The organism is Dehalococcoidia bacterium (assembly GCA_025060295.1).
Lineage (GTDB): Bacteria > Chloroflexota > Dehalococcoidia > Lucifugimonadales > HRBIN23 > HRBIN23.
Genome location: JANXCH010000006.1, coordinates 52,963 through 74,616, shown reverse-complemented (window position 1 = coordinate 74,616; position 21,654 = coordinate 52,963). Strand labels below are relative to the sequence as shown.

Here is a 21,654-nt window from a genome sequence, read left to right as displayed (position 1 = left end):
TGCACCCATGCCCATTACTCCCGGATACTTGCTTCGCCGGCGCTGGCGACGCCCCTTCCTGACAGCGATCGCATCCTTGGAAGGGGAGGCACAGGCATGGCCACACAGCAACAGATTATTCCTTCCCAGCATTTCGTCTCTATCACAGTGCGCCCCGCTTTTGAGGGGGATGTGCCCGCCATTACCGAGATTTACAACCAAGGGATAGAGGACCGCATCGCCACTTTAGAGGGGGAACCCCATCCTGTGGAGGAGCGTTTGGCCTGGTTCCGCGATCATGGGCCGACGGAACCCATCTTGGTGGCTGAGGTGGACGGTATGGTGGTGGGTTGGGCCTCCTTGTCGCGTTACAAACCCCGCCGGTGCTACGACGGCGTGAAAGAACTGTCCATTTATGTGCGGCGTGAGTGGCGTGGGAAGGGGGTGGGGAGCCTTCTCCTGGACGCCCTTCTGAAGCGGGCAGCCCAAGTGGGTGTGCACAAGGTCGTCCTCTACGCTTTCCCCTCTAACACCCGCGCCCTCCGCCTGTATCGCAAGATGGGCTTTCGCACCGTCGGCATCTATAAGCACCACGGCATGCTCGACGGCCAGTGGCGGGATATCATCGCCATGGAACTGGACGTGGCGGGGGACCAGGAGTGAGCAGTGCCGGAGCCCTGCGCCCCGTGGTGGTGAAGATCGGCGGGGCCGCCCTGGCCACCACCGACACCTCCCTAGACGACATCGCCACCTTGTTCCAGCAGGGTATCCCCTTGGTGGTGGTGCACGGCGGGGGCGTGGTCATCTCCCAATGGATGCAGCGCTCCGGCGCTATGCCCCGCTTCATCCGGGGCCTGCGGGTAACTGACCCCCCGACCTTGGAGGTGGTGGTGGCTGTGCTGGCGGGCCTGGTGAACAAACAGATTGTGGCCGCCCTGCAGGCCAAGGGTGTCCAAACCCTGGGCCTCAGTGGGGCAGACGGGCTTCTTCTGCAGGCCCAACAGGCGGATCCTGAACTGGGCCTGGTGGGGAAAGTTGTGGCGGTGAATCCCGCACCGGTGCTGGGTGCCCTCCAGCAAGGGTACCTGCCTGTGGTGGCCCCCATCGGGATCGGTGTGAGGGCCGACGGTGGGTGCGATGGCCTTCTCCTGAACATCAACGGCGATACGGCGGCGGGAGCCTTGGCCAAAGCCCTTCACGCCCGCCTGCTGGTGTTCCTAACGGATGTGGAGGGCGTTTTGGACGGGGCCAAACGCCTTCTGCCGCGTCTGCTACCTCAACAGGCGCGTGCCCTTATGGAGAGCGGTGTGGTGGCCGGGGGGATGATTCCCAAGATAGAAGCGTGCCTGGACGCCCTGGCCACAATCCCCAAGGCCGTCATCGCCGACGGCCGACGGCCCCATACCCTTGTGGAGGTGGTGCACGGAGCATCCTTAGGCACCCTGATCGGCTAACACACGCACGGAGGCAGAGATGACCGACTGGATCGCTCTGGAGAAGCAATACTACATGTTTTGCGCTCGCCGCCAGCCGGTGGTCATCGTGCGCGGGCTGGGGACGCGGGTGTGGGATGTGAACGGCAAAGAGTACCTGGACTTCACGGCGGGCTGGGCCGTCAACAACCTGGGCCATTGCCACCCCGCTGTGGTGAAGGCGGTGCAGGAGCAGGCCGCCACCCTCTTCCAGACCTCCAACCAGTTCTACACCCTCCCCCAACTGCAGTTGGCGCGCCTGCTGGTGGAGGCCAGCGGCCTGAGCAAGGTGTTCTTCTGTAACAGCGGGGCCGAGGCCATAGAAGGCTCCATCAAACTGGCCCGCAAGTACGGAAAGGTCAAAAAGAACGGCGCCTACGAAATCATTACCGCCCAGAACGCCTTCCACGGGCGCACCCTCACCGCCGTTACCGCCACCGGCAACCCCCACTACAGCGACCCCTTCACCCCTCTGACGCCCGGCTTTGTGCAGGTGCCCTTCAACAACCTGGAGGCCCTCAAGCGCGCCACCACCGACCGCACAGTGGGGGTGCTCCTGGAGCCGGTGCAGGGGGAGGGGGGCGTCATCCCCGCCGACCCCACCTACCTCAAAGGGGTGCGGGATTGGTGCGACCGCAACGACCTGGTGCTCATCTTTGACGAGGTGCAGACGGGCATGGGACGCCTCGGCACCGTGTTCGGCTTCCAGTATTACGGCGTCCAGCCCGACATTCTCGCCCTGGCCAAAGGTTTGGGGAATGGTGTGCCCATCGGGGCGTTCCTGTGCACCGAGCGGTGCAACCTGTTTCAGCCCGGCGACCACGGCTCCACCTTCGGGGGCAACCCCTTGGCCTGCGCCGCCGGCTACGCCACCCTCAAGACCCTCCTGGAGGAGCGCATCTACGAGAATGCTGCACGCATGGGCCAGCGCCTGAAGAACGCCTTAGAGCAGGTCAAGGCGCGTCACGAGGGGGTCATCAAAGAGGTGCGTGGGGTGGGCCTGCTGGTGGCGGTGGAGTTTCACAATCCCATCGCACCGCAGGTGGTGGGTGCCTGCAACGAGGAGGGCATCCTGCTCAACCCCGTGCGCCCCACCGCCATCCGTTTCATGCCCCCCCTCATCCTGACCGCCTCGGAGGTGGACGAGGGGGTGGCCCGCTTTGAGCGGGGCCTGGTGCGGGCATTACAACAGGTAAAGGGGTAACGGTTATGTCCCAGTTATGTCAACGCATTCAAGACGTCCTCCGAGACATCTGCACAAAGCGACAGGACATCTTGACCTTTGCCCTCACACAGCAAAAGGGCTTTGAGGGGTGGCTGAAGTGGGAACTGGCGGCCGCCCTGCACGGGCAGGGGCTTGCAGTGGAAGTGGAGAAACTAGAGGGGGAAGAACAAAAGGGGAAAGAACAAAAGGGGAAAGAACAAGAGGGGGAGCAATAAAAGGAAGAAAAACAGCAATCGCATACTGGGAAACGCTGTGATATCTACCTCGCTGTTGGTGACCAACAGTACTACCTGGAACTGAAGGTGGGCTTCCTAACCAAAGAATGGGAGTGGCGTTGGGAGCGAAGGAAGCCCAGTCTGCTGGAGGCGCTCTGCCATGCCCGCGATATCTCTTGTTCCCCTAACCAATGGGGCGTGGTGGCCCTGTGCCTAGCAGGGAAAAAGGACGATTTCAAAGTAAGACTTCCTGCTTTCCTGCGCGATGTGGAAAAAGAGGCAGGCCTTGCAGACGGGGCGCTGGGCAAGGGGGTGCTCTTTCCGATTGGGCAAATTGGAGAGATATATTGCGTTGTGATCACCCCCAACAAGCCCTAAGGACTTAAAGGGCATCCTCTGTCGGCTTGAGGGCGGCTATCAGCCCCGACGCATCATCCCCTCCGGTGCCTACGCCCAAGGCCAGCCCGACCGCGACAGTGCCCTAGAACTTCTGGTCATCAAAGACACCCCCCTAGAGGCGGATGCACGCAGGAAGAAGGTGGAATCCCGTCTCCTTGACCCGACCCGACGCATCCAAGTGGAGGTGATGGTACTTACCCCACGGGAACTAGAGAAGCGCCAGCAAAGCGGCGACCCGTTTATTCGCAACATTCTTACTTATGGGAAAACCCTGTATGCGCCGGGAGAGGTCTCGGTGGCCGAGGTGATTGACGAAAGCGCTGAGCGACTGGAGGGTTGCCCAAGGGCTCTTAGAGGGGGCGCGACGCCTGAGGAAACGGGTTTCCCCCTCCAACAAGCCGTGGGAAAAAGCTCTGAAAGGGTTTCTCCGGGCTAGAGGCTGGGGCCTGTGCCCTAAGCACGACCTGTCCGTCTCGCTGCACCTGGGGGCGCGCCATAACCCCGCATTGTCGTCCTTCGCCTCCCTGTGCGCATCCATTAACTTCTCCTACTGGGAGCAACGCTCCCCTGATGGGGCTTTAGCGCTGTATTTAGACCTAGTACGGCGTGATATGCTGGAAGCGATACCCCTTTTGACAACCCTGGGCGTGCCCGTAAACCAGTAAGGAGGTCTCCCCATGCCCAAGCGCATCGTCCTAGCCTACAGCGGGGGGTTGGACACCTCGGTGGCCATCCCCTGGATGAAGGAGAAGTATCAGGCGGAGGTCATCGCCCTGACCCTGGACCTGGGCCAGGGGCGCGACCTAGACGCCATCCGCCAAAAGGCCTTGAAGACGGGCGCCTCCAAGGCCCTGGTGGTGGATGCCCGTGAGGAGTTTATCCGGGAGTATGTGTGGCGCGCCCTGAAGGCCGGCGCCGTGTACGAGGGCGTCTATCCCCTCACCACCGCTCTGGGACGCCCCCTCATTGCCAAACATCTGGTCGAGGTGGCCCTGCGGGAGGGGGCCGACGCCGTTGCCCACGGGTGCACAGGCAAGGGCAACGACCAGGTGCGCTTTGATGTGAGCGTCATGGCCCTGGCACCCCACCTGGAGGTCATCGCCCCCGTGCGGGAGTGGGGCATGACCCGCGACGAGGAGAAGGAATACGCCCGCGCCCGGGGCATCCCCATCCCCGAGCAGAAGGGGCGGGTCTACAGCGTGGACGAGAACCTCTTCGGCCGTGCCATTGAGGGCGAAGACCTGGAGGACCCCTGGGACGAGCCCCCCGAGGACGCCTTCGCCTGGACGAAGCACCCCTCCCAAGCCCCTGATACTCCCCTCTATGTGGAGATCGAGTTTCAGCAGGGCATCCCCGTCGCCATCAATGGGGAGAGCCTGGGGCCAGTGGCCCTGGTGGAGCACCTCAACCGCCTGGCGGGCGAGCACGGCGTCGGGCGCATTGACCACCTGGAGAACCGTCTGGTGGGCATCAAATCCCGGGAGGTGTATGAGGCTCCCGCAGCGGTCGTCCTGCACACCGCCCACCGCGCCCTGGAGACCGCCACCCTCTCCAAGGAGCAGGTGCGCTTCAAGGACATCGTAGCCCAGCAATATGCCGACCTGGTCTACAACGGCCTGTGGTTCACCGCCCACCGCCAAGACCTGGACGCCTATGTGGACAGCACCCAACGCTTCGTTACGGGCACGGTGCGCCTGCGTCTATTCAAAGGCACTGCCCAGGTAGTGGGGCGCAAATCCCCCTACTCCCTCTACCGCCACGACCTGGCCACCTACGGGCGCAAAGACGCCTTTGACCATCGCGCCTCGGTGGGCTTCATTCGGGTGTACGGCCTGCCCGTGCGTACCCAGGCTGAGGTACAAGGCATCGCCAAGACCCAAGCTGCGCCTGTGAGGGGCAAAAAACCGCCCCAGATGTGAGGAGGTGTGTGATGGCCCAGGTGACCAAAGAGGAGGCCCGCCGCCAAATCGTCAGCACAGTGCGGGAGTGGGTGGAGAAAGAGGTCATCCCCCTCGCCGACAAGTACGAGCACGAGGCCATCTACCCCCACGAACTGATTCCCCAGATGCAGGAGATGGGGCTTTTCGGCTTGAATGTCCCCGAGGAGTATGGCGGGCTGGGGTTGGACTACACCACCTTCGCCATGATCTTTGAGGAGATCTCTCGGGGGTGGATGGCTGTCAGTGGCATCATCGGCTCCCATCATATTCTCACCCACATCCTAGTGCACTACGGCACCGAGGACCAGAAGCGACGGTTCCTCCCCGCCTTGGCGCGGGGCGACAAGAGGGGAGGCCTGGCCCTTACCGAGCCTAACGCCGGAAGCGATGTCCAGTCCATTCAGACCACCGCCCGGCGGGACGGGGAGGAGTACATCATCAACGGCACCAAGATGTTCATCACCAATGGCCTGCACGGCACCACCTTTGCCCTGTTAGCCAAGACTGACCCCACCGCTCAACCGCCTTATAAGGGCATGTCCTGCTTCATCGTGGAGAAGGGGCCAGGCTTCAGCGTGGGCAGGGAACTGGACAAAATGGGCTACCGGGGTGTGGACACGGTGGAGTTGATCTTCACCGAGTACCGCTGCCCCGCCGAGAACCTGGTGGGCGGTAAGGAAGGGGAAGGCTTCAAGCAGGTGATGAGCGGGCTAGAGGGGGGACGGATTAATGTGGCAGCGCGTGCAGTGGGGGTGGCCACCGCCGCCTTTGAACGCGCCATCCGCTATGCCCAACAGCGCAAGGCCTTCGGCAAACCCATCGCCGAGCACCAGGCGGTGCAACTGATGCTGGCTGATATGTATACCAAAATCCAAGCCGCCCGCTTACTCACCTATGAGGCGGCGCGCAAAAAGGACGCCGGGGAACGTGCTGACCTGGAGGCGGGCATGGCCAAACTGCTGGCCAGCGAGGTGTGCGCCGAGGTTACTCTGAACGCGCTGCGCATCCACGGAGGCGTGGGCTACCTGCGCGACCTCCCTTTGGAGCGCTATTATCGGGACGCGCCCCTCATGATCATCGGCGAGGGCACCAACGAAATCCAGCGCCTGGTCATCGCCCGTCAACTTTTGCAGAGGTATAAGGTGTAGGGCTATGAGCATCTTTGAAGCCGGCAAAAGCAAGCCCCACATCGCCTACGCCGCCTCCTTGCGCTTTGACCGGCGCCTGTACCGGCAGGACATCGCCGGGTCCATCGCCCACGCCCGTATGCTGGCCCAGCAGGGCATCATCTCCCCTAAAGACGCTGAACTCATCGTGATGGGCTTGGGAGCCATTCGGCGGGAGATTGAAGCGGGCACCTTCCCCTGGCGCGAGGACCTGGAAGATGTGCACATCAATATTGAGGCGCGCCTGCACGACCTTATTGGGGAAACGGCAGGGCGTCTCCATACTGCTCGCTCCCGCAACGACCAGGTGGCCACGGACATGCGCCTGTACGCCAAAGAGGTCATCGGGGAGACCCTTCGGCGGGTGCGCGCCCTCCAGGGTGTCATCCTTCAGAAGGCTGAAGCTCACACCGAAACCGTTCTCCCCGGCTATACCCATTTACAGCGCGCCCAGCCCGTCGTGCTCGCCCATCATTTGCTGGCCTACTTCTGGATGCTGGAGCGGGACGCCCAGCGCTTCCGCCAAGCGTACGAGCGCACCGATGCGCTCCCTCTGGGGAGCGGTGCATTGGCGGGCGTTCCCTACCCCGTGGACCGGCAGTTTGTGGCACGGGAACTGGGCTTTTCCCGCATCAGCGAGAACAGCATGGACGCCGTCTCGGATAGAGACTTCTTCGTGGACTACCTCTCTGCCGCCGCCCTGTGCATGGTGCACCTATCGCGCCTGGCCGAAGAGTTGGTGATCTGGTCGTCGGAGGAGTTCGGCTTCATCCGTCTCGCCGAGGCGTATACCACCGGCTCCAGCATTATGCCCCAAAAGCGCAACCCTGTGTTCGCCGAACTCATGCGGGGCAAGGTAGGACGGGTCGTAGGGCACCTGGTGGGCCTGCTGATAGTGCTCAAGGGTCTTCCCCTCACCTACAACAGCGACCTGCAGGAGGATAAGGAGGGCTTCTTTGACACGGTGGACACCCTCCTGCCCTCTCTAGAGGTCATGACTGCGATGCTTCAAGGAATGGAGGTGAACACGGAGCGGATGCGCCAGGCGGCGGAGGGGGGCACCCTGCTGGCCACCGACTTCGCCGATTACCTGGTGCGTAAGGGGATGCCCTTCCGCCAAGCCCACACTCTCGTCGCCGAGATTTGCCGCTATGCCCTGGCCCAGGGCAAAGGACTGCGCGATGTGACAGTCGAGGAACTCCGGCGTTTTTCGCCCCTGTTTGCTGAGGATGTGCTCCGCCTGGATGCCCTGGCCTCGGTGCACGCCCGTGCCGTGCCCGGGGGAACGGCCCCCGCCCAGGTGCGCGCCCAGTGGGAGCACGCCCGCCGCTGTTGGGAGCAGGGCAAGGCTACGGATCCCGTTGCGGAAAAATGAGCGCCCCCCTTAGTACCCTCAAAATCGCCCCGTCGGTGCTCTCGGCTGACTTCGCCCGCCTGGGCGAGCAGGTGGCCGAGGCGGTGCGGGCAGGCGCAGATTACATCCACCTAGACATCATGGACGGGCACTTCGTCCCCAACCTCACCTTTGGTCCCCGTATGGTGGAAGCCCTGCGCCCCTACAGCCCCGTGCCCTTTGATGTGCACCTGATGATAGAGCGCCCCGAGGCGTTCATTCCCTTGTTCGTCCAGGCCGGCGCCGACATCCTCACTGTCCACGCCGAGGCGTGCATTCACTTGCATCGGGTCGTGCATCAGATAAAAAGTCTGGGCAAACGGGCGGGTGTCGCCCTCAACCCCGCCACACCCCTCTCGGCTATAGAGGAACTCCTCCCCGATGTGGACCTGGTTCTGGTGATGTCGGTCAACCCCGGCTTTCCCGCCCAGGCCTTCATCCCCTCCACCCTGGAGAAGGTGCGTCGCCTGCGAAGGATGCTGGACACCCGGGGCCTCCCCATCGAGTTGGAGGTAGACGGGGGCATCAACCCCCAGACAGCACCACAAGCGGTGCAGGCGGGGGCGCGGGTGCTGGTGGCCGGCTCGGCCATCTTCCACCCAGGCGAGACGGTGGCCCAGGCGTTGGCCCGCCTCCGTGCGGCAGCCCTGCAAGGCTTGACAGCCATCCCATAGGAGGCATCTTTGACCCTGGACGATAGAGCGTGGCTCGGCCAGCAGATTCTAGACCAGAGCATGGACGCCATCATCGTGGCGGATAGGGAGGGGAGGATTCGCTTCTGGAACCGTGGCGCAGAGGCCACCTTCGGCTGGACGGCCCAGGAGGCGGTAGGGCACTCCCTAGACCTCATTATCCCCGAGCGCCATCGCCCACGCCATTGGGAGGGGTATCGGCGGGTGATGGAAACGGGGGTAACCAAATACGGCCACACGGTGCTGGCGGTACCTGCCCTCCGTAAAGACGGCTCCCGCATCTCCCTAGAGTTCACCATCGTTTTGCTCAAAGGGGGGGATGGGCAGGTGGTGGGCATCGGGGCCCTGATGCGGGATGTCACGGCCCGCTGGGAACGGGAGCGGGCACTGCTGGAGCGCCTGCAAGCCTTGGAGGCCCAGGTAAGAAACCGTCCCTCGGCGCCCGACATCGCCCATTGACGCCCCAGGCCTCTTTTGGTATCGTCAAGTATGACAAAGGAAAGGGGCAGGCCTTTTTTCATCCCATAGTTTTCAGCGGCCGAAACTAACGGCCCCATAGGGGGCCTGGCCCCCGCTCACGGCAACGGAAGGACTGTCCAGTGGAGTTCATTGGACTCCTGTGGAACGAGGGCATCCTGAGGCCCATGGTCAACACCCTGGTAGCCTTGTATGCCCTCGTAGGGCACAACCTGGGCATCGCCATCATCCTGTTCACCATCTTTATCCGCCTTGTTACTTTCCCCCTCACCCTCAAGCAGTTGCGCCAGACCAAAGCCATGGCCGACCTGCAACCCAAACTGGCCGAGATTCAGAAGCGCTACGCTAAAGACCCTCGCAAACGCTCGGAAGAGACCATGCGCCTGTATCGGCAGGCGGGGATCAGCCCCCTGGGTTGTTTAGGCCCTATGCTGATCCAGTTCCCCATCTGGATCGGCCTGTACCAGGCCCTCGTAGAAGCTGTTCCGTCTACACCCGAGTCCCTTTTGGCCCTCTCCAAACGCCTCTATTCCTGGCTGGCCCTGGCCCACCAGCAAATCCCGTTGGCCAACCGCTTCCTGTGGCTTGACCTGGGACGCCCGGATCCCACCCCTGTGCTTCCCCTCCTGGTGGGCCTGTCCATGTGGGTGCAGCAGAAGATGACCACCTACCCGACCCAAGACCCGCGCCAACAGCAAACCAACCAAATCCTTCTGTGGATGATGCCCCTGATGTTCACCTTTTTCACCTTTCAGTTCCCCAGTGGACTGGCCCTGTACTGGGTGGTATCCAACCTGGTGGGGATTGTGATGCAATACTTCGTAACCGGCTGGGGTGGCCTAGAGGAGTTGTGGAAGCGCCGGCCTCGGGAGGCTCCGGCTGCGGAGGCTTCTGCGCCTCCACCTGCCCAAGAGGCTAGCGCCAAGTCCAAAAAGGCCCCCCCCTCGTAAGGAGCCAGCCCCTCATGCAGGAGCAGCAGCAGGTTGAGGTTTCTGCCCGAACGGTGGAGGAGGCCATCGAACTGGCCTTACGGCAGTTAGAAGCCACACGGGACGAGGTGGAGGTGGAAATCCTCTCCCGGGGGAAATCGGGCTTCTTGGGTTTTGGGGCCGAGTTGGCTCGGGTGCGGGTGCGCAGGGTTCCCAAAGTATCCCTTCCCCCGGCCGCTGCAACAGCCAAAGAGGTGGTAGACACCCTGCTGAAAAGCATGGGGGTGTCGGCCACTGCCACCCTGGGCCAGCCCCGTTCCGATAGCCCCAAGGCCACCGTCATTGAAATCACCGGGGAAGACGCCGGCCTCCTTATTGGGCGCAAAGGGGAGACCCTGCGCGCCTTACAGTTTTTGGTCAACCTCATCACGGCCCACCGCCTGGGTGGGAGTGATACCCCAATCCTGCTGGATGTGGAGCACTACAAGGAGCGCCGCACCAAAGCCTTGCAGAACCTCGCCCTTCGGGTCGCCGAACGGGTCGCCCAAACGGGGCACCCGGTGTCGCTGGAGCCTATGCCCCCCGCCGAGAGGCGCATCATCCACCTGGCCCTGGCCAACCACCCGGCCGTGAAGACCGAAAGCGTAGGGGAAGGGGAAAAGCGTAAGGTGGTGGTGGTGCCCAAGGGGCGGGCCCCCCATCGTCCCCGCCAGGGGCGTCCTCAGGGCCCCGCTCCAGCGCGGCACAGCCCGGGGCAGGAAGGCACGCCTCAACCCCTCCCCCCTGCGTCCAACACCCCCTCCCCCTAGGGCCGTGCCTGCCCCCCAGTTCCTGGCCATCGGCCACGCCGTGCGGGATCGCACCCCCCGCCGCTGGCGCTGGGGTGGCGCAGCCGTGTACGCCGCCCTGACGGCTGCCCGCTGGGGGGTGTCCGCGGCTCTGCTCACCGCCGGCGACCGTGCCCCCTCCCTACGGGGGGTAGAGGTCCATTGCAAGCCCGGCCCCCTGTGCACCGCCTTTGAAAACCGCTACCAAGAGGGAGGAACACGCCGTCAGCGCCTTTTGAGCCGTGCCCCGTTGCTAGAGCCGGCCGACCTCCCCCCGTCCTGGCGGGATGCGTCCCTTGTCCTTCTTGCTCCGGTTGCCCAGGAGGTCTCCCCCGCCTTTGTGGACTGCTTCCCCAAAGCCGTTATCGGCGCAGCGCTCCAAGGCTGGCTGCGCCACTGGAGCGGTGACGGAGTGATTTTCCCCTGTGCCCTTGCCTCCGATTTCCCCTTGGCGCGTCTGGACGTCCTTATCGCTTCCCAAGAGGATGTAGAGGATCCCAGCGTATTCCCGGTGTGGGCCCAAAAGGTGCCTCTGGTGGTCAAGACCTGTGGACGGGATGGCGCCGTGCTGTGGGTGAGGGGTCAAGCCTACTCGGTGCCCGTTGTCCCGAGGGAAGAAGTGGATCCCACAGGGGCGGGGGATGTGTTCGCCGCCACGTTCCTGCTCCGCCTGTGGGAGACGGGATCAGCGTGGGAGGCGGTGCGATGGGCGGCGGCCGCTGGGGCCTTGTGCGTGGGGAGGGTGGGGCTGGCTGGCGTGCCCTACCGATGCCAGGTGGCCCGTCTGCTGGCCACGCCCCAGTGGCACCGGCTATGGCATGGATAGGATAAACACTGGGGCCTGGGGGAGTGCCCCAGGCCCCAGCCCGCTGCGCCCAGAGCGGTTAGACAGTCTTCCCCTCCACGGTCTTGCCCGTGCGCACCCGAATGGTCTTGCGCTGGGCCTCCGGCAGACGGGGAATGGTAATGGTCAGTACCCCGTTCTCGTAGTGGGCCTCGGCCTTATCCGTGTCCAGCCCGGCGGGCAGGGTAACACTCCGGTAGAAGGAGCCGTAGGCCCTCTCCCGGAGCAGGTAGTCCTCCTCCTTGACCTCCCGCTCCTCCTTCACCTCCCCCTCAATAGTGAGGACATTCTCCTGGAAACTCACCTCCACCTTGTCAGGTGGCACGCCGGGCAGGTTGGCCTTCACCACCACCTTGTCCTTCTCTTGGAACACATCCAGCCGGGGTGCCCACACTTCTCGGGCCGGCTCCAGAAGCCGCGAGGGGCCGAACAACTCGTCCATCATCCGCTCCATCCGCCGCGCAGCGGCCTCCAGTTCGCGGAAGGGTTCCCAACGCCGCAGGGTCATGCTCCACCTCCTCATGGGGTGCCAGGTGGTGCCTGGCTCAATTTTCCCTATAGCACATATGACGCTTTGTGTCAAGAGGTCTTTCTGGAAGAAACGCAGATATCTTGACACGCATCGTATCATCCTGTAGCATCACCTTGGGGGTGGCAACCATGCCTAGGGACTACTACGAGGTTCTGGGGGTTTCCCGCAGTGCCAGCGAGGCGGATATTCGCGCCGCCTATCGGCGCCTGGCCTTACGCTACCATCCCGACCGTAACCCCGGCAATAAAGAGGCCGAGGCCCGCTTCAAGGAGATCAACGAGGCCTACGAAGTCCTCTCGGACCCGGAGAAGCGCCGCCTGTACGACCAGTATGGGCATCAGTGGCGGTTGGTTCAGCAGTATGGCCCCGCAGCGGCGGGGGCCACTGCCCAGGGCCCCTTCACCCAGTATGGCCCCTCCACAGGCACACCTTTTCAGGGCCCCTTCGCGTGGGTGTGGCGCTCGCAAACCACCGCCCCAGAAGACGTATTCTCCGACCTCTTGGGCGAGGACGTGTGGGAGCGCTTCTTCGGTGTAGGCACCCGCCCCGGCCGCCGTGCCGTGGAGCAAGAGGTCGAGATTTCGTTAGAGGAGGCCTTCAGCGGCACCCGCCGCCTGTTGGAACTCTCGACGGATCAGCCTTGCCCCACCTGCCAGGGGCGTGGGCAAAGCGGGCGCAGACCCTGCACCCTCTGTGGCGGGCGCGGTTTTCTGACCCGTCCCATGCGTGTGGAGGTTACAATCCCCCCCGGTGTAGACACGGGTTCCCGAGTGCGGGTGGCTCCGGGCGGGCAGGAAGTGTTCCTGCGCATTGTCGTGCGCCCACATCCGCGCTTCGAGCGCCAGGGGGCCGATGTGCGCACTGAGGTGGAGGTGCCCCTCTATACCGCCCTTTTGGGTGGCGAAGTTATTGTCCCCACCCTCCAGGGGCGCGTCGCGCTAACTATCCCACCCGAGACTCAGAACGGAGCCACTTTCCGCCTGGCCGGCCAGGGGATGCCCCACCTGAACAACCCAGCCCGCCGGGGCGACCTGCTGGTAACAGTGAAGGTGCGCCTGCCCACAGCCCTCACCGATGAGGAGCGCCGCCTCTTTCAGCGGTTGCGGTCCCTGCGCCCCGAGTAAGGGTATGGTAGGATAGGGCCAACCCCCGTCCCCGGAGTGCAGGCATGGATGCCGACACCACCTACCGCCTCCTGCGCCACCTGGCATCGCCCGTGGTGGTGGTTACCAGCGCCTGGGAGGGCATCCCCAACGCCATGATCTCCAACTCCGCCCTGCGCGCCTCCCTTACCCCGGCGTATCCCCGTGTCCTGGTGCTCATCTCTAAACGCGCCTTCACCCATGACCTCATTCTCCACAGCAAGGCCTTCGCACTCCACTTGTTACGCACCGACCAAATGGAGTTGGTGTGGCGCTTCGGCTTCTTCTCCCGTCGGGAGGGGGAGAAACTGCGCCCCGACGAGTGGGAGGTGCGCCGCACCGGCAGCCCCATTCTGAAGGACGCTTTGGCCTTTTTTGACTGCCGGGTGGAAGCGACCCTGGACACGGGGCCCAGCACCCTGTTCCTGGGGCATGCGGTGGAGTGCGCCCCCCTCCGAGAGGGCCCCCTCCTGACAGCCGATTACTTCCGCACCCATATGCCTGCCCCGTGGCGTCCTCTCTATGAGGCCCACCTGCGGGAAGCCCAGCGCTTCGCAGAAGAGTACCTGCGGCGCCTGCCCACACTGTAACAGCCGCTCCTTGAAGGCCTTCTTGCCGTGTGTTACCTTGGCCTGAGAAGGTATGCAGACGCACACGGTATCCGTTACCCTCTTTCCCCCGTTTCGTCGCCGCCTTGCCAAGTGGTGGCTCACCCAGGTGGTTTCGGCTGCCCTTGCCGTCCACCCCGAAGAGGGGGCAGCCAGCGTCGACGTGGTCATCGCCGACGACGAGACGGTGCGCCGGCTCAATCACACCTATCGGGGCCTGGACGAGGTGACCGATGTGCTCGCCTTCGCCTTTACCCACGCCGGCCCGTACGAAGGGGAGGGAGAGCCTCCCCCCTACGACCCAACCCCCTGGCCCCAACCCCCCGGCATACGCCATCTGGGGGAGGTGGTTCTCTGCTATCCCCAAGCGGTGCGCCAGGCACAGCAGGCCGGTCGTCCGGTGCAAGCAGAGGTCGCCCACCTCATCATTCACGGAGTCCTGCACCTGCTAGGCTATGACCATCAGGAGCCTGCCCAAGAGATCGTCATGCAGAAGTTGGAACGTCAAGCACTGGAGATGCTGGGCCTTTCCCTGCGGGGGTAACCATGGCATCGCAAGGGCTCGTCCTGTACCGTAAGTATCGCCCCCGCCGCTTCAGTGAAGTTGTCGGGCAGGAATGGACGGTGCAGGCCCTGCGCCGCGCCGTGGCTCAGGGCAAAATCGTGCACGCCTATCTGTTTGCGGGCCCCCGGGGCACGGGAAAGACCACCATCGCCCGCATCCTCGCCAAAGCGGTCAACTGCCAAGCCCCCCAGGAGGGGGAACCCTGCACCACCTGCCCCCAGTGTCGGGCCGTAGAGCAAGGCGACCCCTTCCTGGTGGTGGAACTGGACGCCGCCAGCCATCGGGGCATTGAGGATGTGCGCGCCATCCGCGAGGCAGTGCTCACTATGGGCCAAGGCAGCGGGCGCTACCGGGTGTACATCCTGGACGAGGCCCACATGCTCACCCACGAGGCCTTCAATGCCCTCCTGAAGACCTTAGAGGAGCCTCCGCCCCATGTGCTGTTCATCCTATGCACCACCGAAGCCTACCGCCTCCCCCCTACCGTGGTCTCCCGCTGTCAGCGCTACGACTTTCACCGCCTATCCCCCTCGGCCGTTGCCCAGCGCCTGGCCCACATCGCCCAGCAGGAGGGGTGGCAGATAGGGACAGAGGCCCTGCACCTTCTCGCCACGGCCGCCCGGGGAAGCCTGCGGGATGCCTGTAACCTTTTGGAGCAGGTGGTTACCACCTATGGCCCCGAGATTGGCCCCCAACAGGTAGCAGAACTTCTGGGCCTGCGGGACAACCCCTTTGCCCTCGCCCTTTTGCATAGTCTCAGTAAGGGGGATGTTGCGGGTGCTTTATCGGCTATTGCCCAGGGAGTGGCCGCCAGCGAGGGCGACCCCCGTGCCTTCCACCGTGTCGTGATGACTTTGCTGCAGAATACCCTACGCCTTAAGGCGGGCGCACCTGTGGAGGATGTCCCCCCCGAAACCGTGGAGGCCCTACGCTCTCTGGCGTCTGCCTGGACGTGGGAGCGTCTGCTGGGGGCGGTGCGGGCACTGGGGAGCGTGACCTTCCGCGGCGACGCCTTCTCCAGCCTACCCTTGGAACTGGCGGTGGTAGAGGTTCTGGCGGAGCCGTCCCCTGCGCCGACGGTTAGCCCCTCCCCATCACCCCGTTCCACACCACCGCCCTCTGCCCCCGCCCTGTACCCAACCCCTCCCGTGCGCCCGCCCCCACTTACCCCAGCATCCCCGTCCCCACCACCCCCACCATCTGCGGAACGCGCCGATCCCCGCTGGCGCGACCTGTGTCGTGCCCTGGAGCGTGTGCGCAACAAGCGCTTCCCCTTGGGCCCCCTCCTGCGCGGCTACGAGCGCTACACGCTCGAAGGCGACATCCTCACCATCTTTTTCCGCCACAGGACGCACTGGGAGCGCCTGCGAGACGAACTGGAACATCCCGCCAGTAAAGCCGCCTTGGACGAGGCGGTGGCCAAAATCTTCGGCCACCCCTATACAGTGCGTTTGGAACTGGCGGAAGGGGAAAGCCCCTCCACACTCCGCCCCCAGGGCCACCTACTTCGCACTGCCCTGCAACTGGGAGGGCGCATCGTGGGCGAGCACCCCGCCGACTCCCCACAGGAGGAAAAGCCGTGAACCGCAATATGCTCCGACAGTTACAACAGATGCAAGCCCGTCTGGCCAAGGTGCAAGAGGAGCTAGAGACAGCCACCGTGGAGGCCTCGGCAGGTGGAGGAGCGGTCAAGGTGGTGGTAACGGGCAAACTGCGCATCCAGAAGGTTACCATAGATCCCTCCGCTTTGGACCCCCAAGACCCCAGCCTGCTGGAAGAGATGGTGCAGGCAGCGGTGAACGAGGGCCTCCAGAAAGCCGAGGAGATGGCCGCCCAGCGCATCAGCCAGGTAACGGGGGGCCTCAAAATTCCCGGACTATAATGAGCGTAGGAGTGTTAGCACATGTTCCCTTCGTGCGCGGGGATGCAACAGCGCCTTTTCACCACCACAACCTCACAACGCACGCCCGTTCCACGACGCTCCACAGTGGGCTGACGCACAGCGGAAGGATATGACCAACCGCGCTCTCCCCTCCACCACCCCTCAACCCATCGCCCGCCTTATCCAAGAGCTCAACAAACTGCCTGGCGTTGGCCCCAAGACCGCCCAGCGCCTCGCCTATCACCTTCTGCGCATCCCCGTCCAGGAGGCCCGTGCCCTGGCCGAAGCCATCCTGGCCGTCAAGGAGCAGGTGGTCTGGTGCTCGCTCTGCCAGAACCTGGCCGACCAGAACCCCTGCGCCCTCTGCACCGACCCTAAACGGGACACCGCCCTTCTTTGCGTGGTGGAGCAACCCCTGGATGTGCTCGCCCTGGAACGCACCGGGGTGTACAAGGGCCTCTACCATGTGCTCCACGGGGCCCTCTCGCCCCTGGAGGGTATCGGCCCCGAGGACCTGAAGATCCGCGAACTTGTGGAACGCGTGAAGACGGCCCCTATCCAAGAGGTCATCCTCGCCACGAACCCCACCCTGGAGGGGGAGGCGACAGCCATGTATCTGCACCGCCTGCTGGCTCCCCTGGGCTTGCGCATCACCCGCCTGGCTCGTGGCCTGCCCGCCGGCGCCGAGGTGGAATACGCCGACGCCCTCACCCTCCAGCGTGCCTTTGAGGGGCGCCACGCAATGGGCTAGCTCAAAAGGGAAACGGAAGCCCCTACGCTTCTTGGTATAGGACATCCGCCCCACCCTCTTGACAGATTCCGCACGATTGTTCACCCTTTGGGGAGGAGGTGCCTATGGTGAGGGACATGCCTCTCGCTCCGTACCGCGTGGTGGACTTGACCACCGAGCACGCCAGCCTGGCTGGCCGCCTGCTGGGAGATATGGGCGCCGATGTGGTGAAAGTGGAGCCCCTGCACGGCGACCCCGCTCGTCGTCGCCCCCCTTTTTATGGGCAGGCACCCCACCCCAACCGTAGCCTCACCTTTTGGTTTTACAACCTCAATAAGCGCGCCATCGCCCTGGACATCACCACTGCTGACGGGCGCGCCCTCCTGCGCCGCTTGGTGAGCCGAGCGGATATCCTTCTGGAGAGTTATCCTCCCGGCACGATGGAAAAGTGGGGCCTGGGCTATGCGGACCTGTCGGCCCTCAACCCCCGCCTCATCTACACCCGCATCACCGGCTTCGGCCAGGACGGCCCTTATGCCTCCTCCCAGGCACCGGACATCGTCCTCCAAGCCATGGGCGGTTTGATGTTCATCACCGGCGACCCAGACCGCCCGCCTTTGCGCATCAGTTTCCCCCAGGCCTATCTTCACGCCGCGGGGGATGCCGCCGTGGCCACCCTTATAGCCCTGTGGGAGCGCCACCGCTCCGGCCAGGGGCAGCAGGTGGATGTCTCTGCCCAGCAAGGCGTCATCTGGTCGCTTATGAACGCCACCGTGACCTGGGACCTGAACCGGGTGAACATCACCCGCCAGGGAGCCGAGCGTTTACTGGCCGGAGCCGCCGGCACCCGCTTCCGCCTCAACTGGGAGTGCAAAGACGGTTATGTCTGCTTCTCTATAGGCGCTGGCCCTGTGGGCGGCGAGTCCACCCGCAACTTGGTGCGCTGGATGCAAGAGGAGGGAGCCGCCCCCGATTTCCTCGTCCTCTACCCCTTTGAGACTCAAGACATCCGCCTCATGCCCCAGGAGGAGATTGACCTCCTCCAGGAGCCTATCGCCCGCTTCTTCAAGAGCAAAACCAAGGCCGAACTGTTTGAAGGGGCCTTGAAATACCGCATCATCCTTTACCCCATTAGCACTATGCGCGATCTCACCGAGAACCGCCACCTAGTGGAACGGGGCTTCTTCATCCGTGTGCATCACCCCGAACTGGGCAAGGACATCCTCTACCCCGGTCTGGTGCCCCGCCTCACGGCCACCCCTCCCACTGTGCGTTTCCGCCCTCCCCTCCTAGGCGAGCACACGCACGAGGTTCTCTGCGGGGACCTGGGCCTTTCCCCCCAGGACTTGGACGCCCTGCGCTGCCGCGGAGTGGTCGGATTCCCCTGTTGACCCCCGCCTGGGAAGCGGATTAGGATGTGGGGGAAACCCTTATCCTCTTGCAAGGGGGCGGAATGCACTCCAGCCTGATCAGCAAGATAGAAAAGGCCAGGCTCTATGCCCAGGAGCGGGAGCGGGTAACCTTTCAGCAGTTCACCGCCACCTTCCGCGGCGAACACGACACCTACACCGTGACCTACGATGCCGGGCGCTGGGCGTGCACCTGCCCCTTCTTCCAAAGGCAAAACACCTGTAGCCATACGAGGGCCTTGGAGCAGATCCTGGGGGAGATGCTCCCCTCCCCCTCCTCCGCCTAACGCCCCGGGGGCTATCCCTCCCACCGGCGGAACACGACGCAGGCGTTTTGCCCGCCGAAGCCAAAGGAGTTGGAGAGCACGACCCGCACCTCCTTGTGCCGCGCCACACGGGGCACATAATCCAGGTCGCAGGCCGGGTCGGGAAACTCCAGGTTGATGGTGGGGTGGATGATGCCTGTAAGGATGGTCTGCACCGATGCCACCGCCTCCAAGGCCCCCGATGCCCCCAATGCATGCCCCACCATGGACTTGGTGGAACTGATGGGCACCCGATAGGCATACTCCCCGAAGACCTTCTTGATGGCCAGGGTCTCCAGGGCGTCGTTCAAGGGCGTGGAGGTGCCGTGGGCGTTGATGTAGTCCACCTCCTGGGGGGAAACGCCCGCATCGGCCAGGGCCAAGTGCATCGCCCGAGCAGCCCCATCCCCCTGCTCGTCGGGCTGGACCAAATGGTAAGCGTCCGAAGTAACTCCGTAGCCGGCCACCTCTGCCAAGATGCGTGCACCCCGCCGCTGAGCGTGCTCCAGAGCCTCCAGCACCAGGATAGCCGCCCCCTCCGCGGGCACGAAGCCATCCCGCTGGGCGTCAAAGGGCCTACTGGCCTTCTCGGGCTCCTCGTTGCGGGTGGTAAGGGCCTTCATCACACAGAACCCGGCCAGCCCCAGGGGGCTAATGCCCGCCTCCGTGCCCCCGGTGAGCATCACATCGGCGCGCCCTTGCCGAATGACCTCTGCTGCTTCCCCGATGGCCTGGGTGGAAGCGGCGCACGCAGTAATGCAGGTGCTGGTGTAGCCCCGCAAGCCCAGGAGACGGCTCACATTGGCCGCTGCCATGTTAGGCAGAATCATGGGGATAAAGAAGGGTGAGACCCGCATCCCCCCTTTGGCCACGAGAATCCGACACTGCTCCTCAGTGGTGGGGAAGCCCCCGTTGCCGTTACCCAACAGCACCCCACAGCGGGTGGTATCCTCCCGGGACAGGTCTAACCCCGCATCCTTCACCGCCTGGTAGGCGGCGGCCACGGCCAGTTGACTAAAGCGTGCCATGCGCCGTGCCTCCCGCCGATCCATATACTCGTCCGGGTTGAAGTTTTTGACCTCCCCGGCAATACGGCAAGGGAACTCGGAGGCATCACACAGGGTAATGGGCCCCACCCCGGACTTCCCCGCCACCAACCCCTCCCAAAAGGCCGATACCGAGTGCCCCAAGGGCGTCATCGCTCCCATCCCGGTGATCACCACGCGCCGTCGCCTGTCCATACTGTCCATCTCCTTGAATCCTGTTGCATTTTGGCAAAAGGTCCTATGTGGGGAAACCCACGCTGCGGCCGTCCCGTGCCCACACGCCTCACCGAACTTCGGCGCTCACTCGCACCGGAGGAATTTCGGGATACACCTCAGCCGCGATGCCCAACAGTGCCTCCCGCACCTCGGCCGCCACGAACAGGGAGCCCGTCGCCAGCACCAGGTCATCCTCCCCCGCCTGGAACAGGGCTTGGGACAGAGCATCCTGCACCCGTCCCCCATGCACCACCATCAGCCCCTGCGATTCCAACACCCTCCGCAAAGCGTCCGCCTCTAACGAGCGGGGGTGGCGCGACTGGGCAGCCAACACCAGGGGACGCAAGGGCACCAGGGCTTGGGCCATGCCCGCGATATCCTTATCCGAGGAGGCTCCAAAGACCACCAGCACGCGACGGGGGCCGAAATACTCCTGCACCGCCTCCACCAGCCGTTGCACCGAATAGGGGTTGTGGGCCCCGTCGGCCACCACCAAGGGGCGGCGCCGTAACACCTCCATGCGGGCCGGCCAGCGCACCCGCCGGAACCCCTCCACCACAGCAGCATCGGGGATGACAAGACCCCTCTGGCGCACAATCTGGATAGCGGCCAGGGCGCACGCCGCATTCTCCAACTGGTATGCACCCAGCAAAGGAAGCCATGCCTCCAGCCGCCCCTGAGGGCCTTCCAAGATGAAATGCTGGCCCTCCAGTGTCCAAGGTCCCCGCACCCAACGATAGGTCGCCCCCACCTCGATGAGGGGTGCCCCCACGGCCTGGGCGCGCTGGCGGATTTCTTCCATAGCTGCCTCGGCCTGGGGTGCTGTTACGGCGTGGCTCCCCGGCTTAATAATCCCCGCTTTGTCCCGGGCGATAAGGGCCACCGTATCTCCCAAAATCTGCGTATGGTCAAGGCTAATGGAGGTGATCACGCTCACCAACGGTGGGGGTATGACGTTGGTAGCATCCAGGGTACCACCCAAGCCTACCTCCACCACCTGCACCTCACACCCCGCGTCGCGGAAGCCCACGAAGGCCATAGCGGTCAGGAACTCAAAGGTCGTCACCCGTCCCCAGGTGCCCTCCTGGGCCAGGGCCTCGGCGGCGGGGCGGACCTTCTCCACCAAGCGGGCGAAGGCTTCGGGGGCGATGGGCTCCAGGCCGAAGCGGATACGCTCACAGAAGGTGTGCAAGTGGGGCGAGGTATACAACCCCACCTTATAGCCGGCAGCGGTGAGAATGCTCGCCAGCATAGCCGAGGTGCTCCCCTTGCCCTTGGTGCCTGTGATGTGGATAGCGGGGACAGCCTTATGCGGCGAGCCGAGGTACTCCACCAAAGCGTCCATCCGCCTGAGGTCATACCGAGGGCGCTGCCCGCGGGGAACGGCGACCCGTTCCCAATCGGCTAAACCCAGCAGATAGCGCAACGCCTCCCGATAGTCCATCGTGAGGGGTCTCCTTTCTGGGGATCGGGGCACGCTGTCCTCAGGCTACCAGAGGGGTTGAAGGGGTGTCAACGACAGAAAAAGAACCCACCCAGAGCATTTGCGTTGACCGCACGCCTAGAGACAGATATCATAAGTGCAGACAATCCCCTGCCTGGGGATCCCTATGTGGATCTGCCCAGGGGAATATCCCTGCTTATACCTTTCGCCCAGGGCG

The 21,654-nt window shown here is 64.0% G+C and carries 24 protein-coding genes; 21 read left to right on the top strand and 3 right to left on the bottom strand.

Features of this window, described 5'->3' with window-relative positions; all coding sequences use genetic code 11:
* The first annotated feature begins 96 nt into the window (after positions 1-96).
* The 13 genes from NZ951_03305 to NZ951_03245 all read left to right on the top strand — a co-directional run bounded on the left by NZ951_03305 (position 97) and on the right by NZ951_03245 (position 11,540).
* A complete protein-coding gene (locus NZ951_03305; protein MCS7206949.1) occupies positions 97-642 on the top strand; it encodes an arsinothricin resistance N-acetyltransferase ArsN1 in 546 nt (181 codons plus the stop codon).
* Complete coding sequence (gene argB, locus NZ951_03300) at positions 639-1,433, top strand: acetylglutamate kinase (protein MCS7206948.1); 795 nt, start codon at positions 639-641, stop codon at positions 1,431-1,433. The genes NZ951_03305 and argB overlap by 4 nt, the downstream gene beginning before the upstream one ends.
* Positions 1,434-1,452: 19 nt before the next feature.
* Entirely contained in the window at positions 1,453-2,655 is a 1,203-nt protein-coding gene (locus NZ951_03295) for an aspartate aminotransferase family protein (protein ID MCS7206947.1), read from the top strand.
* Positions 2,656-2,660: 5 nt separating this feature from the next.
* Positions 2,661-2,891: a hypothetical protein gene (locus tag NZ951_03290; GenBank protein ID MCS7206946.1), complete on the top strand. Its 231-nt coding sequence runs from the start codon at positions 2,661-2,663 to the stop codon at positions 2,889-2,891.
* Between the two features lie 87 nt (positions 2,892-2,978).
* Positions 2,979-3,269 carry a hypothetical protein gene (locus NZ951_03285; protein MCS7206945.1) on the top strand — a complete coding sequence of 97 codons (291 nt, stop codon included), beginning with the start codon at positions 2,979-2,981 and terminating at the stop codon, positions 3,267-3,269.
* Between the two features lie 698 nt (positions 3,270-3,967).
* Positions 3,968-5,209: an argininosuccinate synthase gene (locus NZ951_03280; protein MCS7206944.1), complete on the top strand. Its 1,242-nt coding sequence runs from the start codon at positions 3,968-3,970 to the stop codon at positions 5,207-5,209.
* Between the two features lie 11 nt (positions 5,210-5,220).
* On the top strand, positions 5,221-6,378 hold the full coding sequence (locus NZ951_03275; protein ID MCS7206943.1) for an acyl-CoA dehydrogenase family protein: 1,158 nt from the start codon (positions 5,221-5,223) through the stop codon (positions 6,376-6,378).
* A 4-nt stretch (positions 6,379-6,382) separates the two neighbouring features.
* Positions 6,383-7,771 (top strand): argininosuccinate lyase, encoded by a 1,389-nt coding sequence (gene argH, locus NZ951_03270; GenBank protein MCS7206942.1) that lies wholly within the window; start codon positions 6,383-6,385, stop codon positions 7,769-7,771.
* On the top strand, positions 7,768-8,463 hold the full coding sequence (gene rpe, locus NZ951_03265; GenBank protein ID MCS7206941.1) for a ribulose-phosphate 3-epimerase: 696 nt from the start codon (positions 7,768-7,770) through the stop codon (positions 8,461-8,463). Before argH ends, rpe begins: the two co-directional genes overlap by 4 nt.
* A gap of 15 nt (positions 8,464-8,478) precedes the next feature.
* Positions 8,479-8,940: a PAS domain S-box protein gene (locus tag NZ951_03260; GenBank protein MCS7206940.1), complete on the top strand. Its 462-nt coding sequence runs from the start codon at positions 8,479-8,481 to the stop codon at positions 8,938-8,940.
* Positions 8,941-9,080: 140 nt separating this feature from the next.
* The gene (locus tag NZ951_03255; GenBank protein MCS7206939.1) at positions 9,081-9,908 is read left to right on the top strand and encodes a YidC/Oxa1 family membrane protein insertase; all 828 of its coding nucleotides are present in this window, start codon (positions 9,081-9,083) and stop codon (positions 9,906-9,908) included.
* A gap of 14 nt (positions 9,909-9,922) precedes the next feature.
* Positions 9,923-10,696, top strand: coding sequence for a protein jag (locus NZ951_03250; protein MCS7206938.1), 774 nt, complete (start codon positions 9,923-9,925; stop codon positions 10,694-10,696).
* A 4-nt stretch (positions 10,697-10,700) separates the two neighbouring features.
* Positions 10,701-11,540: a PfkB family carbohydrate kinase gene (locus NZ951_03245; protein ID MCS7206937.1), complete on the top strand. Its 840-nt coding sequence runs from the start codon at positions 10,701-10,703 to the stop codon at positions 11,538-11,540.
* A 58-nt stretch (positions 11,541-11,598) separates the two neighbouring features.
* Here the strand turns inward: NZ951_03245 and NZ951_03240 are convergent, their stop codons facing one another.
* Entirely contained in the window at positions 11,599-12,066 is a 468-nt protein-coding gene (locus NZ951_03240; protein ID MCS7206936.1) for an Hsp20/alpha crystallin family protein, read from the bottom strand.
* 152 nt (positions 12,067-12,218) lie between these two features.
* On the opposite strand from NZ951_03240, the gene NZ951_03235 reads away from it, so the two are divergent.
* The 8 genes from NZ951_03235 to NZ951_03200 all read left to right on the top strand — a co-directional run bounded on the left by NZ951_03235 (position 12,219) and on the right by NZ951_03200 (position 18,713).
* A complete protein-coding gene (locus tag NZ951_03235) occupies positions 12,219-13,214 on the top strand; it encodes a J domain-containing protein (protein ID MCS7206935.1) in 996 nt (331 codons plus the stop codon).
* Positions 13,215-13,258: 44 nt separating this feature from the next.
* Entirely contained in the window at positions 13,259-13,822 is a 564-nt protein-coding gene (locus NZ951_03230; GenBank protein MCS7206934.1) for a flavin reductase family protein, read from the top strand.
* 52 nt (positions 13,823-13,874) lie between these two features.
* On the top strand, positions 13,875-14,384 hold the full coding sequence (gene ybeY / locus NZ951_03225) for an rRNA maturation RNase YbeY (protein MCS7206933.1): 510 nt from the start codon (positions 13,875-13,877) through the stop codon (positions 14,382-14,384).
* Between the two features lie 2 nt (positions 14,385-14,386).
* The gene (gene dnaX / locus NZ951_03220; protein ID MCS7206932.1) at positions 14,387-15,988 is read left to right on the top strand and encodes a DNA polymerase III subunit gamma/tau; all 1,602 of its coding nucleotides are present in this window, start codon (positions 14,387-14,389) and stop codon (positions 15,986-15,988) included.
* 8 nt (positions 15,989-15,996) lie between these two features.
* A complete protein-coding gene (locus NZ951_03215) occupies positions 15,997-16,287 on the top strand; it encodes a YbaB/EbfC family nucleoid-associated protein (GenBank protein MCS7206931.1) in 291 nt (96 codons plus the stop codon).
* 130 nt (positions 16,288-16,417) lie between these two features.
* Entirely contained in the window at positions 16,418-17,038 is a 621-nt protein-coding gene (gene recR / locus NZ951_03210; protein MCS7206930.1) for a recombination mediator RecR, read from the top strand.
* A 104-nt stretch (positions 17,039-17,142) separates the two neighbouring features.
* Positions 17,143-18,408 (top strand): CoA transferase, encoded by a 1,266-nt coding sequence (locus NZ951_03205; GenBank protein ID MCS7206929.1) that lies wholly within the window; start codon positions 17,143-17,145, stop codon positions 18,406-18,408.
* Positions 18,409-18,470: 62 nt separating this feature from the next.
* Complete coding sequence (locus NZ951_03200; GenBank protein MCS7206928.1) at positions 18,471-18,713, top strand: SWIM zinc finger family protein; 243 nt, start codon at positions 18,471-18,473, stop codon at positions 18,711-18,713.
* Positions 18,714-18,724: 11 nt separating this feature from the next.
* Here NZ951_03200 and fabF read toward each other — a convergent pair whose 3' ends face one another.
* Both fabF and NZ951_03190 read right to left on the bottom strand, forming a co-directional pair.
* Positions 18,725-19,972 (bottom strand): beta-ketoacyl-ACP synthase II, encoded by a 1,248-nt coding sequence (gene fabF, locus NZ951_03195; protein ID MCS7206927.1) that lies wholly within the window; start codon positions 19,970-19,972, stop codon positions 18,725-18,727.
* Positions 19,973-20,060: 88 nt separating this feature from the next.
* The gene (locus NZ951_03190; protein ID MCS7206926.1) at positions 20,061-21,437 is read right to left on the bottom strand and encodes a bifunctional folylpolyglutamate synthase/dihydrofolate synthase; all 1,377 of its coding nucleotides are present in this window, start codon (positions 21,435-21,437) and stop codon (positions 20,061-20,063) included.
* Positions 21,438-21,654: the final 217 nt, after the last annotated feature.